This window comes from Streptomyces sp. NPDC044003, from assembly GCF_056435185.1.
This window is the reverse complement of record NZ_JBWKFA010000002.1, coordinates 197,510-210,501: the sequence shown is the minus strand read 5'-3', so window position 1 is coordinate 210,501 and position 12,992 is coordinate 197,510. Positions and strand designations below refer to the sequence as shown.

Below are 12,992 nucleotides of genomic sequence, written 5' to 3'. Positions count from 1 at the left end.
CCGAATTCGGGCAGGATTCTTGCGTAGAACAGGGGGGACCCCTCAGTATTCACGGGTGCTCGAACGCCGCCCGTCGCACGACGACCTCATCGACCACCTGGTCCGCAGCACCGCGCTCCAGCGCGGTGAGGCCGCCCGGGTGGTGCTCGACGTGCTGGCGTACTTCGACGAGACGACCGAGGAGTTCGTCCGCCGCCGCCACCGCGAACTGCAGTCCGGCGGCGCCGTGAACGCCGAGATCTTCGAACGGATCGCGGCGGAGCTGCCGCACCGGGCGGTGGCGCCACCGGAGCTCTCGCTCCGGCAGCTGCGCCGGATCGTCTACGGCTGAGCTCCGTACGTCCGAGTACATCCACCAACCTGGAGGGGTTTCACCTTTATGTGCGGAATTGTCGGTTACATCGGTAAGCGCGACGTTGCCCCGCTGCTCCTGGAGGGCCTGGCCCGCCTGGAGTACCGCGGCTACGACTCGGCCGGCATGGTCGTCACCAGCCCGAAGGCCACCGGCCTGAAGATGGTGAAGGCCAAGGGCCGCGTCCGTGACCTGGAGGCCAAGGTCCCCAAGCGCTTCACCGGCACCACCGGCATCGCGCACACCCGCTGGGCCACCCACGGCGCCCCGAGCGACATCAACTCGCACCCGCACCTCGACCCCGAGAACAAGGTCGCGGTCGTCCACAACGGCATCGTGGACAACGCCCAGGAGCTCCGCGCCAAGCTGGAGGCCGACGGCGTCGTCTTCGCCTCCGAGACGGACACCGAGGTCATCACCCACCTCATCGCCCGCTCCCAGGCCGAGACCCTCGAGGAGAAGGTCCGCGAGGCGCTCAAGGTCATCGAGGGCACCTACGGCATCGCCGTGATGCACGCCGACTTCAACGACCGCATCGTGGTGGCCCGCAACGGCTCCCCGGTCATCCTCGGCATCGGCGAGAAGGAGATGCTCGTCGCCTCCGACGTCGCCGCCCTGATCGCCCACACCCGCCAGGTCGTCACCCTCGACGACGGCGAGATGGCCACCCTCAAGGCCGACGACTTCCGCACCTACACGACCTCGGGCGCCTCCACCACGGCCACCCCCGAGACCGTCGAGTGGGAGGCCGCCTCCTACGACATGGGCGGCCACGACACCTTCATGCACAAGGAGATCTCCGAGCAGCCCGACGCGGTCGACCGCGTGCTGCGCGGCCGGATCGACGACCGCTTCTCCACCGTGCACCTGGGCGGCCTGAACCTGGACCCGCGCGAGGCCCGCACCATCCGCCGCATCAAGATCCTCGGCTGCGGCACCTCGTACCACGCCGGTCTCATCGGCGCCGGGCTCATCGAGTCCATGGCCCGCATCCCCGCCGACGCCGAGCCGGCCTCGGAGTTCCGCTACCGCAACCCGGTCGTGGACCCCGACACCCTCTACATCGCCGTCTCCCAGTCCGGCGAGACCTACGACGTGCTCGCCGCCGTCCAGGAGCTCAAGCGGAAGGGCGCCCGCGTCCTCGGCGTCGTCAACGTCGTCGGCTCCGCCATCGCCCGTGAGGCCGACGGCGGCGTGTACGTCCACGCCGGCCCCGAGGTCTGCGTCGTCTCCACCAAGTGCTTCACCAACACGGTCACCGCCTTCGCGCTGCTCGCCCTGCACCTGGGCCGCATCCGCGACCTGTCCGTCACCGACGGCAAGCGGATCATCGAGGGCCTGCGCAAGCTGCCCTCGCAGATCGAGGAGATCCTCAAGACCGAGGAGCAGATCAAGGAGATCGCCGCGGAGTACGCCGGCGCCCAGTCGATGATGTTCATCGGCCGTGTGCGCGGCTACCCCGTCGCCCTGGAGGCCTCCCTCAAGCTGAAGGAGATCTCCTACATCCACGCCGAGGCGTACCCGGCCTCCGAGCTGAAGCACGGCCCGCTCGCCCTCATCGAGCCGGCCCTGCCGACCGTCGCGATCGTCCCCGACGACGACCTGCTGGAGAAGAACCGCGCCGCCCTGGAGGAGATCAAGGCCCGCAGCGGCCGCATCCTCGCGGTCGCGCACCAGCCGCAGGCCAAGGCCGACCACACCATCGTCGTCCCGAAGAACGAGGACGAGCTGGACCCGATCCTCATGGGCATCCCGCTCCAGCTCCTCGCCTACCACACGGCGCTCGCCATGGGCCGTGACATCGACAAGCCGCGCAACCTGGCGAAGTCCGTCACCGTCGAGTAGGTCTCCCCGGCCGTCGCGGCCGAGGTGCGGTGTCCGGGCCTGTCCCCCGGACACCGCACCCCTCCGGGCCTGTCCCCCGGAGCCTCGGCCGGACACAGCAGCGGTCCCCGTGCACACACCTCCCGTGCACGGGGACCGCTGTGTTTCCGGAGATCCGGCTCAGCCGGCGGCCGGAGCGCTGCCACCGGCGCGCCGCAGGGCCATCGGCCAGCCGGCGACCGCGGCCGTGGCGCCGTACCAGGCGACCAGACCCGCGACGGCGGCCACCCAGCCGCCCGCCTTCCCGAGGCCGCTGTTGTCGGCGAGGGCGCCGATGCCGAGCAGCAGCAGCGCGACGAACAGCAGCCCGTACACGCCCTGTCCGAAGAGTCCGCTGCCCGAGGCGGCCATGGTCAGCGTGAGCGCGAGGAGCGCCCACAGGAGCAGGAAGAGCCCCATGGCGTCGGCCGAGGCGTGTCCGCCGGCTCCGCTGCCCCAGGTGAACCAGAAGGCGCCGAGCGCCGCGTACGCCGTGCCTTCACCCTTGTCGCCTGCGCGCAGGGCGAGCAGTCCGACGAGGAAGAGCGTCACGCCGCCGACCCAGGTGGCGAGACCCGCGGCATCCGCTGCCGCGACGTTGTCGATGACACCGGTTCCGCCCAGGCCGAAGGCCAGCAGGGTCAGTCCGAGTGCCAGGTGGCCGAGCGTGGAGGTGGTGTTTCCCGCGGCGACTTCGTTGTTCACGGCGGGCTCCCTTCAGGTGTGCAGTTGTCCTGCGTGAGCTGCTGTGTTCCGTGAGCTTTATGTACCCTTCACAAGCGCACAATTCACCTGAGGAAGGCCGAAATTATGGCCGGATGACGGCAGTTGAGGGAGAGACCTGACGGACCGTGGGGACCCGTGGGGTTACGGGATGACGATGACGGGCCGCTGGGCGCGGCGCGCGAGACGGCCGGCGACCGAGCCGAAGATCCGTCCGACGATCCCGTGCGTGGAGCCGACCACGATCGCGTCGGCCGAGTACTCCCGGCCGACCTCCTCCAGCTCGTGGCAGATGTCCCCGCCGCGCTCGACCAGGATCCACGGCACCTCGGAGAGGTGTTCGGCGCAGGCCAGCTCAAGACCGAGGACCTCGGTGCGGTGGTCCGGGACGTCGACGAAGACCGGGGGCTCGCAGCCGGCCCACACCGTGGTGGGCAGCCGGTTGGCCACATGCACGATGATCAGGCCCGATCCGGAGCGGCGGGCCATGCCGATGGCGTACGCGAGGGCGCGCTCACTGGACGTCGAGCCGTCGAAGCCGACGACCACCCCGTGCCGGAAGGCCGGGTCGCAGGCATGACGTGGCTGTTCTACCGCGAGGGGGTCGACCGTGGAATCGGCGACGCGCTTGCGGTCCGCGGGTTCGGGGAATTCGTGACCGGCCATCGGTGTCTCGGCGAAGAAGGTCCTCGTGGGAAGGGACGGGGAAAGGAGGGGACGAACGACGGGTGGCGGCGGAGCTGTGTCCGGGAATCATCTTCCCAAGCCCATACCCCCAAGGGTACGGCGACACTCCTCTCCTGCCCAGAGCCCGCCGTGCCACACCTGGCGTGCCCGCCGCTCGCGCGCGGCGTTCCAGGGAGCATGCACGAGGGGTTCGGGATCTGGCAATGCCGGATGCGCCCTACAGGCGTCCGTACGGGGGCCAAACGGACGTCGCCGAGAGTGACCGGAACGTTCCGCTCCTCGTTGCCACAGGTCCGGCCCACCGCCGCCACAGACCCACCCGACCATCACCGCGGACCGCCACCCCGCCATCGCCGCGGACCGTGCCCCGCCGTCGCCGCAGACCCGTCCCACCGTCGCAGGGAGACCGCCCGTGCCCGCACCATCGACCGCCGCCGGCCAGACCTCCGCCGCCCCCGCTCCCGCCTCCGCGCTCGGCGCGCCCCGCGGCCGCCGCCGGGCGCCCGCCCTCCCGCCGGCCGCCGGCGCGGACCCGGAGCCGGGGACTGCGGCGGGGACATCGGCGGGCGCGGGCGCGGCGGAGCAGGCCGGTGACGTCGTCCGCTGGGCGGCCTTCTGCTGTGTCCTGGTCCCCGTGGTGCTCGTCGTCTACGGCACCTCGCTCGGCGGGGCCGCCGGGACCGCGCTCGGACTCGTGTCGGTGACGGCGGCCTGCCGGCTGCTGCTGCGCCGCTCGGAGCGCGGACTGCACGCGGAGACGGTCCGCCCGAGGCGCCGGAACTAGCCTCCGAGGGGCCCGGAGCCGCCCCCGCCCCCCTTCGAGTTGACAGGTTCGTACACTCGACCCCATATGTTTTCAGCCAACTTCCGGCCGCCGGCGAGTCCTTGGCGGAACGGTTGGCCAACCCCGGCGTCGAAGGCCGCGGAAGCCTTGCCCCGGGGGCCCACACCCCCCACGTACGGGGGCGTTGACCGCACCGCGCTTCCCCCCGGCGGCCGCCGGGCGCAAGACTTCGCGATCGATCGCTTCACGCCAAGTTGCCTTGTCGACAATCCACCGGATGGAGAACTTGTCACGCCGGCGCCACGGGACACAGTAGATTCGATCATGGGTACCGAAGACTGGGGTCTCGTGCAAAACCGAGGGGAAACGTGCAGGAGCGACACGACCAGGGAGACGCGAACACCGAGGGGGGCTTAGCGTCATGAGCCAGGACTCCGCCGCACCGGAGGTCGCACGGAAGCTGTCCGGGCGCCGCCGTCGCGAAGTCGTCGCGGTGCTGCTGTTCAGCGGCGGCCCCATCTTCGAGAGCTCCATCCCGCTCTCCGTGTTCGGCATCGACCGGCAGGACGCCGGGGTGCCCCGCTACCGGCTGCTCGTCTGCGCCGGCGAGGAGGGCCCGCTGCGGACCACCGGTGGGCTCGAACTCACCGCGCCGTACGGCCTGGAGGCGATCAGCCGCGCCGGCACCGTCGTGGTGCCCGCCTGGCGGTCGATCACCTCGCCGCCGCCGCCGGAGGCGCTCGAAGCGCTGCGCCGTGCGCACGAGGAGGGGGCCAGGATCGTCGGGCTGTGCACCGGGGCGTTCGTCCTGGCCGCGGCCGGACTGCTCGACGGCCGCCCGGCGACCACGCACTGGATGTACGCGCCGACGCTCGCCAAGCGCTACCCGTCGGTCCACGTGGACCCGCGGGAGCTCTTCGTCGACGACGGGGACGTGCTGACCTCCGCGGGCACCGCGGCCGGAATCGATCTGTGTCTGCACATCGTGCGGACCGACCACGGCACCGAGGCCGCTGGCGCGCTGGCGCGCCGGCTGGTCGTCCCGCCGCGGCGCAGCGGCGGTCAGGAGCGCTACCTCGACAGGTCTTTACCCGAGGAGATCGGCGCCGACCCGCTGGCCGAGGTCGTCGCCTGGGCGCTGGAGCACCTCCACGAGCAGTTCGACGTGGAGACGCTCGCCGCGCGCGCCTACATGTCACGGCGGACCTTCGACCGCCGGTTCCGCTCGCTGACGGGCTCCGCCCCGCTCCAGTGGCTGATCACCCAGCGGGTGCTGCAGGCGCAGCGGCTCCTGGAGACCTCCGACTACTCGGTCGACGAGGTCGCCGGCCGGTGCGGCTTCCGCTCGCCGGTGGCGCTGCGCGGCCACTTCCGGCGCCAGCTGGGCTCCTCGCCGGCCGCCTACCGCGCGGCGTACCGCGCCCGGCGGCCGCAGGGTGAGGCCGGCACGGCGGTGCTGGAACCGGCGGTGCCCGCCCAGGGCTCCGCGGGGCTCCGCAGGCCGCTGGAGCCGGGCAAGCCGCAGTCGGACGCGTACGCGCCGGGCCGCCCGGCCCTGCCGGGCCAGCGCAGCGCGCCGTAACAAGACCGCCGCCGCCACAAGCGGTGCGATGCAGGACCTACGGGCCCTCGGGGACACCTCCCCCGGGGGCCCGTAGGCCTGCTCGGGCAGGCACGGGAGCCCCTAAGGTAGGACGCATGAACGATCGCATGGTGTGGATCGACTGCGAGATGACCGGGCTCTCGCTGACGGACGACGCACTCATCGAGGTGGCCGCGCTGGTCACCGACTCGGAACTGAACGTGCTCGGCGACGGGGTGGACATCGTGATCCGCCCGCCGGACGCGGCCCTGGAGACCATGCCCGAGATCGTGCGCCAGATGCACACGGCCTCGGGGCTGCTCGACGCGCTCGCCGACGGCACGACGCTCGCCGACGCGGAGGCCCAGGTCCTCGCGTACATCCGCGAGCACATCAAGGAGCCGGGCAAGGCGCCGCTGTGCGGGAACTCGGTCTCCACGGACCGCGGCTTCCTCGCGCGCGACATGCCCGCCCTGGAGAACCACCTGCACTACCGGATCGTCGATGTCTCCTCGGTCAAGGAGCTGGCCCGCCGCTGGTACCCGAGGGCGTACTTCAACAGTCCGGAGAAGAACGGCAACCACCGGGCGCTCGCCGACATCCGCGAGTCCATCGCCGAGCTGCGCTACTACCGCGAGGCGATCTTCGTCCCGCAGCCCGGCCCGGACTCGGAGACCGCGAAGCGGATCGCGGCGCGTCACGTCCTGCCCGCCGAATAGTCGGCCGAACAGCCGAACGAGGGGTCCGCTCGCGCCCGCCGAACAATGCGTGCGCGAGCACCCCTCAGAACCCTGTAGACTTCTTCTCGGCCGGTCGGGGAAACCTTCGGGAAAACCGCCGGTCGTGGTGGGTATAGCTCAGCTGGTAGAGCACCTGGTTGTGGTCCAGGATGTCGCGGGTTCGAGTCCCGTTACTCACCCTGATGACTCAGGCCCCGGTTCGAAAGAACCGGGGCCTGAGTCGTTCTCCGGGCGATCTCCGCAGATGGGAGCGCTCCCGCCCGGCCGGCGGGCTTCACCCGTACGGACGAGGCAGTGATCCACTCCAGCCGACCCGCTGTTAGCTTCCCCTTCCCTGCTCCTCGGCGCCTGGACGAAGGTCACCGTCTCCGACGACGTGAAGACGATCTTCTTCGCGCTCTTCATCTTCTCGTTCGGCTATCTGGCGGGTCCGCAGTTCTTCGCCCACCTGAACAAGAAGAGCCTGCGCTCCTGGAGAAGGACTACGAGCCGGTCGACCCGCTGTTCCGGCTCGCCGAGCAGACGAGCGTGGTGCTCCTGAACGGCGGCGGCTTCGACGGCCCGGAGTGGTCGGTCCGCGTCTCGCTCGCCAACCTCGACGACCTGGACTACCTGAAGATCGGCCACCACCTGCGGGCGATCTTCAACGACTACGCGGAGGAGTGGAAGGCCACGCGGGTCGTCTGAGTCCGCGCGGCGGAAAAGGGGGCGCGCCCCGGTCGGCGGTGGGGTGGTTCCGACCGGGGCGCGCGGTGTGGGGGGACACAGGAGTCCGTTACTTGTAGGCGCCGAAGGCCTTCGTGAAGGCGAGCGGCTGCTGGAGGACCGAGGAGCAGGTGGGGTCGGCGTAGGTCACCGCGCCGGCCGCGCACTGCTTGTCGCGGGTCGCGGACCACGTGGAGAGCCAGCCGAGGCCCTTGGACTTCGCGAAGTCGACCAGCTGGGTGGCGTCCTCGACCTTGAAGACCTCGCTGCTGACGTCGTTGACGCCGATCATCGGGGTGACGGCGACGGCCTTCCAGGCGGCCGCGTCGGAGAGGCCGAGGACGCCCTTGATCTGGGCCTGGGTCGCGGTCGCGGCCTGGATGGCGTAGGTGCCCATGTCGGCGCTGTACGCGGGGCCGTAGTCCATCGCCATGATGTTGACGGCGTCGACGCGGACCCCGTTCCGCTTGGCGTCGGCGAGCAGGTCCACGCCGGGCTGGGTGAGGCCCTCGGGCATGACCGGCAGGGTGAAGGAGACGTTCAGGCCGGGGTGGGACTTCTGGAGCTGGGCGATCGCCTGGGAGCGGCGGGTGTTGGCGGCGGTGTCCGGCAGGGCCGCGCCCTCGATGTCGAAGTCGACCTTGGTGAGCTTGTACTGGTCGACGACCTTGCCGTACGCGGCGGCGAGCGCCGAGGAGGTCGAGCAGTTCAGGGCCAGCTCGTGGCCGGCGGCGCCGCCGAAGGAGACACGGACGTCACCGCCCTTGGCGCGCAGGGCGCCGATCTGGGCCGCGACCTTGTCGTTCGCGAGGTCGGTGACGCCGCCCCACAGCGGGGCGCAGGAGCCGCCGGAGGTGATGAAGGCGAGGTTGAACTCCTTCACGCCGGTGGCGTCGGCGGTCGCGAGCAGGTCGTACGCCGGGTAGAGCGAGGTGTCGACGTACGGGGCGTACCTGGCGGCGGTGGCGGGGCTGCCCGTCGTGGTGGGGGTCGGGGTCGGCGTGGGGGCCGTGGTCGCCGTGGCGGTGGGCCGGGGGCTCGCGGTGGCCGTTGCCGTGGCCGTCGGCTTGGGGCTCGCGGTGGCGGTCGCCGACGGGGACGCGGTCTCCGTGGGGCGGCCGCTGGGGGTGGGGGCGGGGCCTCCGGCGGAGCAGACCGCCTTGTTGATGAGGCAGTTGGCGGGGTCGCCGGCCTGGCCGGCGGCGGAGGTGACGAAGCCGACGGTGACGGACTGGCCGGGCGCCAGCTGCTTGTTCCAGCTCGCGGGCTTCACGGTGACGTGGGTGCCGGAGACGGTGTACTCGCCGTTCCAGAGGGAGCCGATGGTGGTGCCGGCCGGGAGGTCGAACTCCAGCGTCCAGCCCCCCGACTGGACGCTGGAGGTCTCGTTGGTGACGACGTACTGGCCGGTGTAGCCGCCGGTCCAGGAGCTGGTCCGGGTGTAGGCGGCGCCGACGGCGGCGGCCTGGGCGGTGCCGGTGAGCCAGAAGGCGGCGCCGCCGACGACGGCCGCGGTGACGACCGCTCCGACGGCCTTGGTCCGGGTGCTCGTCCTGCGCCGGTGCGAACTGCTGCCCATGGCGTGCCTGCCTCTGTGTGCCGGGGGTGGGGGTGGGGTGCGGCAGCACGCTAGCGAGCGGGAAACGGACAAATGCCTTGACGGAGGCCGGGGGTGGGATTCTTAGGCTCCGCTTAAGGAAGGCATCGGGACGGCAAAAGGTTGAGCGCGGGAGACGGGTGGGTGGAGACCGGGGGGTCGAGACCGGGGGGGGGGTCGAGACCGGGCGGGTCGAGACCGGGCGGGTCGAGACCGGGCGGGTCGAGACCGGGCGGGTCGAGACCGGGCGGGTCGAGACCGGGCGGGTCGAGACCGGGTGGGTCGAGACCGGTGGGTCAGGTCTTGCGACGGCGGCCGCGGCGGCCTCCGCCTCCGCCCGTACCGGCTCCGCGTCCGTCGAGGCTGATCCAGATCCGTACCTCGGTACCGCCGAGGACCGAGTGGCCGATGCGGACGTCGCCGCCCGTCGACTCGGCCATGCGGCGCACGATGTCGAGGCCGAGGCCGGTCGAGCCGTCGCGTCCGCTGCCCGCGCCGCGCGCGAGCGCGGCGGCGGGGTCGGCGATGCCGGGGCCCGCGTCGGAGACCAGGACGATGACGGCGTCGTCGCCGTTGTGGACGTCGATGGAGAAGGCCGTGCCCTCGGGGGTGTGACGGAAGACGTTGCCGAGCAGGGCGTCGAGGGCGGCGACGAGTTCGGGGCGTGCGACGGGGATGCGGACCGGGCGCTCGACGCCCGCGACCCGTACCCGGCGGCCCTCGTCCTCGGCGAGCGCCGACCAGAACTCCATCCGCTCGCGGACCACTTCGGCGGCGTCGCAGCCGGCACCGGGTCCGGTCGCCTGGGTCTGCGGCTTCGCCTCGCGGGCGGTGCGGATGATGATGTCGACCTCGCGCTCCAGCTGCTCGACGGCCGCGCGGGTCTGCTCGGCGGCGGGGCCGGAGCCGAGGGAGGCCGCGTTGAGCCGGAGGACGGTCAGCGGGGTGCGGAGCCGGTGGGAGAGGTCGGCGGCCAGCTCGCGTTCGTTGGCGAGGAGCTGGACGACCTGGTCGGCCATCGAGTTGAACGCGACGGCGGCCGACTTGAGTTCGGGCGGGCCCTCCTCGGGGACGCGCGCGCCGAGCCTGCCCTCGCCGAGGTCGTGCGCGGCGCCCGCGAGCCGCTGCGCGGGCCGGACCATACGGACGCCGAGGCGGTCGGCGACGGCGACGGAGCCGACGATCAGGGCGATGCCGACGCCGGCGAGGACGAGCCAGGCGGTGGCGACGCCGTTGCTGACCTCGCCCTCGGGGACGAAGAGTTCGACGACGGCGACCTGGGCGTTGCTGAGCGCGGTCGGCTGGAGCAGGGCGAAGCCGCCGGGGACCTCGGCGATGGAGGCGCGGCCGAGGCTGCGGGTGGCGGCGAGCTCCGCCGGGTCGGCCCGGCGGGTGCCGATCTCCAGGGCGGTGCCGCCGGGTTCGGCGGCGGGGACGTGGATGGCGAGCCGGCCGGCGGCGCCGTCCTCGGTGGTGGCGACGGCCTTGTCGAGTTCGTCGCGGTCGGTGGTGATGGCGAGGACGGGGGCGAGTCCGGCGGCCCGCCGTTCGGCGTTGGAGAAGGCCCGGTCGCGGGCCATCTCCTTGACGACGAGCCCGAGGGGGACGGCGAAGGCGAAGACGACCATGGCGGTGACGGCCAGCGACACCTTGACGAGCGCCCATCTCACGGCTGCGACCCCGGTTCCTGCTCGCGGGGCGGTTCCAGCTTCACGCCCACCCCGCGCAGGGTGTGGAGGTAGCGGGGCCGGGCGGCCGTTTCACCCAGTTTCCGCCGCAGCCATGACAAATGTACGTCGATGGTCTGGTCGTCCCCGTACGACTGCTGCCAGACCTCGGCGAGCAGCTCCTTGCGCGGGACGACGACGCCGGGCCGCCCGGCGAGGAAGGCGAGCAGGTCGAACTCGCGCCGGGTGAGGTCCAACGGCGCCCCGTCGAGCTCCGCCTGACGGCGCAGCGGGTCGACGGTGAGCCCGCCGACCCGGATGACCTGGGAGGGCGGCACCTCGCCGGCGCCGGCCCGGGAGCGGCGCAGGACGGCGGCCATCCGGGCCGAGAGGTGGTCGACGGAGAAGGGCTTCACGAGGTAGTCGTCGGCCCCGGCGTGGAGGAGCCGTACGATCTCGGCCTCGTCGTCCCGGGCGGTCGCGATGATCACCGGGACGTCGGTGATCCCGCGCAGCATCTTGAGCGCCTCGGACCCGTCGAGATCGGGCAGACCGAGGTCCAGGATCACGACGTCGAAGCGGAAATGGGCGACCTCGCGCAGCGCCTCCAGAGCCGTGCCGACGCTCCGTACGGTGTGGGAGGCCTCGGAGAGCTGCCGGATCAGGGCGGAGCGCACGAACTGGTCGTCCTCGACCACGAGCACACTTGCCATGGGCCGCACCGTACGCCATTCGAGTGAGGCCCCGGGCAATGTCCACCCTCCGGTACGGACCTGATCCGGGTGGTGCACTATGTCCCGGTGCGAAGAGGACTCGTTCACGCCCTGGCCTGGTCGCTCGCCACCGGCGCGGCGGTCACCCTGTCCTGGTGGGGAGTGCACACGGTGCTGTCCGGCACGGTGTACGACCCGCCGCGCGCACTGCCCCTCCCGGCCGGCACCACCATCGGAACGCCCGCGTCCGGCGGCGACCCGCAGACCTCCGCCACCCGGCGGCCCGAGACGGCCCCGCCCGCCACTCCGAAGCCGTCGCCCAGCCAGGTCCGCACGTCCCCGGCCACCCCGTCCGCGACCCCGTCGCGCCGCCCGGGCCCCACGACGGAAGCGCCCACCGCCCCGCCCGCGGACCCCGACGCCGGCTCGGGCGTGAAGAGCTACCCCGTGGACGGCGGCCTGGTCACCTTCGACCTCGGCGAGACCTCGGCCGAACTGGTCTCGGCGACGCCCGCGTCGGGCTGGCAGATGCAGGTGTGGAAGCAGCCGACCTGGATCCGGGTCACCTTCACCAAGGACGGCCGCGAACTGTCGGTCTTCTGCGTGTGGCACGACACCGCGCCCCGCGTGGAGATCGACGACCGGCAGACCTGATCCCCCGGGTCACCCGGGCCCTCCGGGTCCTCCGGGTCCTCCGGGTCAGCGGAAGACGGACGCCGGCGGTACGGGTGAGGGCTTGGCGCTCGCGTCGGTGACCGGGGACGCTCCGCCGGCGAAGTCGGCGAGGGCCCGGCCGTGTTCCACCCGGCCCGGGTGCGGGTCGGTGGCGACCCGTCGGGTCAGCTCGGCCACCGGCAGTGCCCGGTCCGAGGCGAGCAGCACGGCGTTGCCGAAGCGGCGGCCGCGCAGCACCGTCGGGTCGGCGGTGAGCGCCAGCTCGGGGAAGACCGCGGCGGCGGTGGCGATCTGGCCGCGCAGATGGGTCAGGGGCGGACCGTCGGCGAGGTTCGCCGCGTAGAAACCGCCGGGCGTCAGCACCCGCCGTACCTCGGTGAGGAACTCGGTGCTGGTCAGGTGGGCCGGGGTGCGGGCCCCGCTGAACACATCGGCGATGACGAGGTCGGCCCAGCCGTCCTGGACCTTGGCGAGGCCGGCGCGGGCGTCGATGGAGCGGACCCGGATGCGGGCCCCCGCGTCGAGGGGAAGTTCGCGGCGGACCAGCTGGACCAGGGGCCCGTCGAGCTCCACGATCTGCTGGGTGGAGCGGGGCCGGGTCGCGGCGACGTACCGGGCGAGGGTGAAGGCGCCGCCTCCGAGGTGCACGACCTGGAGCGGCCGGTTCGGCGGGGCGGCGAGGTCGGCGATGTGGCCGAGGCGACGCTGGTACTCGAAGGTGAGGCGGGCCGGGTCGTCGAGGTCGACGTGCGACTGCGGGGCGCCGTCGATGAGCAGCGTCCAGGCGCGCGGGCGCTCCCGGTCGGGTATGAGTTCCGCGAGACCGCCGTCGACGGTCTCGACGACGGAGACGGCCGCCGCCGCCCGGTCACGCTGTTTGTTCCTGGCCACGGGCCCATTATCC

Annotated in this window: 12 protein-coding genes, 1 tRNA gene and 2 pseudogenes; 9 read left to right on the top strand and 6 right to left on the bottom strand. The window is 72.3% G+C overall.

What is annotated here, in order from left to right; translation table 11 throughout:
- The first annotated feature begins 55 nt into the window (after window positions 1-55).
- Entirely contained in the window at window positions 56-331 is a 276-nt protein-coding gene (locus AC07AW_RS07650; protein WP_030210307.1) for a hypothetical protein, read from the top strand.
- Between the two features lie 48 nt (window positions 332-379).
- A complete protein-coding gene (gene glmS / locus AC07AW_RS07645) occupies window positions 380-2,197 on the top strand; it encodes a glutamine--fructose-6-phosphate transaminase (isomerizing) (protein ID WP_478814555.1) in 1,818 nt (605 codons plus the stop codon).
- 159 nt (window positions 2,198-2,356) lie between these two features.
- Here the strand turns inward: glmS and AC07AW_RS07640 are convergent, their stop codons facing one another.
- On the bottom strand, window positions 2,357-2,920 hold the full coding sequence (locus AC07AW_RS07640) for a GPR1/FUN34/YaaH family transporter (protein ID WP_478814554.1): 564 nt from the start codon (window positions 2,918-2,920) through the stop codon (window positions 2,357-2,359).
- 162 nt (window positions 2,921-3,082) lie between these two features.
- Window positions 3,083-3,604, bottom strand: a complete 522-nt coding sequence (locus tag AC07AW_RS07635; protein ID WP_015033782.1) for a universal stress protein — start codon at window positions 3,602-3,604, stop codon at window positions 3,083-3,085.
- A gap of 433 nt (window positions 3,605-4,037) precedes the next feature.
- On the opposite strand from AC07AW_RS07635, the gene AC07AW_RS07630 reads away from it, so the two are divergent.
- The 6 genes and pseudogenes from AC07AW_RS07630 to AC07AW_RS07605 form a co-directional block, all read left to right on the top strand.
- The gene (locus AC07AW_RS07630; RefSeq protein WP_478814553.1) at window positions 4,038-4,409 is read left to right on the top strand and encodes a hypothetical protein; all 372 of its coding nucleotides are present in this window, start codon (window positions 4,038-4,040) and stop codon (window positions 4,407-4,409) included.
- 421 nt (window positions 4,410-4,830) lie between these two features.
- A complete protein-coding gene (locus AC07AW_RS07625) occupies window positions 4,831-5,991 on the top strand; it encodes a helix-turn-helix domain-containing protein (protein ID WP_478814552.1) in 1,161 nt (386 codons plus the stop codon).
- 116 nt (window positions 5,992-6,107) lie between these two features.
- Entirely contained in the window at window positions 6,108-6,710 is a 603-nt protein-coding gene (gene orn / locus AC07AW_RS07620) for an oligoribonuclease (RefSeq protein WP_478814551.1), read from the top strand.
- 127 nt (window positions 6,711-6,837) lie between these two features.
- Window positions 6,838-6,910 (top strand) — tRNA-His (locus AC07AW_RS07615).
- A 152-nt stretch (window positions 6,911-7,062) separates the two neighbouring features.
- Window positions 7,063-7,200 (top strand): annotated as a pseudogene (locus AC07AW_RS07610) (aspartate-alanine antiporter-like transporter); the annotation flags it as partial.
- 2 nt (window positions 7,201-7,202) lie between these two features.
- A pseudogene (locus AC07AW_RS07605) lies at window positions 7,203-7,418 on the top strand (aspartate 4-decarboxylase); the annotation flags it as partial.
- An 88-nt stretch (window positions 7,419-7,506) separates the two neighbouring features.
- On the opposite strand, the gene AC07AW_RS07600 reads toward AC07AW_RS07605, so the two are convergent.
- The 3 genes from AC07AW_RS07600 to AC07AW_RS07590 all read right to left on the bottom strand — a co-directional run bounded on the left by AC07AW_RS07600 (window position 7,507) and on the right by AC07AW_RS07590 (window position 11,413).
- A complete protein-coding gene (locus tag AC07AW_RS07600) occupies window positions 7,507-9,015 on the bottom strand; it encodes a cellulose binding domain-containing protein (RefSeq protein ID WP_478814550.1) in 1,509 nt (502 codons plus the stop codon).
- A gap of 314 nt (window positions 9,016-9,329) precedes the next feature.
- On the bottom strand, window positions 9,330-10,703 hold the full coding sequence (locus AC07AW_RS07595; RefSeq protein WP_478814549.1) for a sensor histidine kinase: 1,374 nt from the start codon (window positions 10,701-10,703) through the stop codon (window positions 9,330-9,332).
- Window positions 10,700-11,413: a response regulator transcription factor gene (locus tag AC07AW_RS07590; protein ID WP_478814548.1), complete on the bottom strand. Its 714-nt coding sequence runs from the start codon at window positions 11,411-11,413 to the stop codon at window positions 10,700-10,702. The genes AC07AW_RS07595 and AC07AW_RS07590 overlap by 4 nt, the downstream gene beginning before the upstream one ends.
- A gap of 87 nt (window positions 11,414-11,500) precedes the next feature.
- Between AC07AW_RS07590 and AC07AW_RS07585 the strand changes: the two genes are divergently transcribed.
- Window positions 11,501-12,067: a hypothetical protein gene (locus AC07AW_RS07585; protein WP_478814547.1), complete on the top strand. Its 567-nt coding sequence runs from the start codon at window positions 11,501-11,503 to the stop codon at window positions 12,065-12,067.
- A gap of 45 nt (window positions 12,068-12,112) precedes the next feature.
- Here AC07AW_RS07585 and AC07AW_RS07580 read toward each other — a convergent pair whose 3' ends face one another.
- Complete coding sequence (locus tag AC07AW_RS07580; RefSeq protein WP_478814546.1) at window positions 12,113-12,979, bottom strand: spermidine synthase; 867 nt, start codon at window positions 12,977-12,979, stop codon at window positions 12,113-12,115.
- Between the last annotated feature and the right edge of the window lie 13 nt (window positions 12,980-12,992).

Coding starts and splice junctions, on each gene's coding strand:
- orn (WP_478814551.1), top strand. CDS start 6,108: ATGAACGATCGCATGGTGTGGATCGACTGCGAGATGACCGGGCTCTCG.
- AC07AW_RS07600 (WP_478814550.1), bottom strand. CDS start 9,015: ATGGGCAGCAGTTCGCACCGGCGCAGGACGAGCACCCGGACCAAGGCC.
- AC07AW_RS07590 (WP_478814548.1), bottom strand. CDS start 11,413: ATGGCAAGTGTGCTCGTGGTCGAGGACGACCAGTTCGTGCGCTCCGCC.
- AC07AW_RS07625 (WP_478814552.1), top strand. CDS start 4,831: ATGAGCCAGGACTCCGCCGCACCGGAGGTCGCACGGAAGCTGTCCGGG.
- glmS (WP_478814555.1), top strand. CDS start 380: ATGTGCGGAATTGTCGGTTACATCGGTAAGCGCGACGTTGCCCCGCTG.
- AC07AW_RS07635 (WP_015033782.1), bottom strand. CDS start 3,604: ATGGCCGGTCACGAATTCCCCGAACCCGCGGACCGCAAGCGCGTCGCC.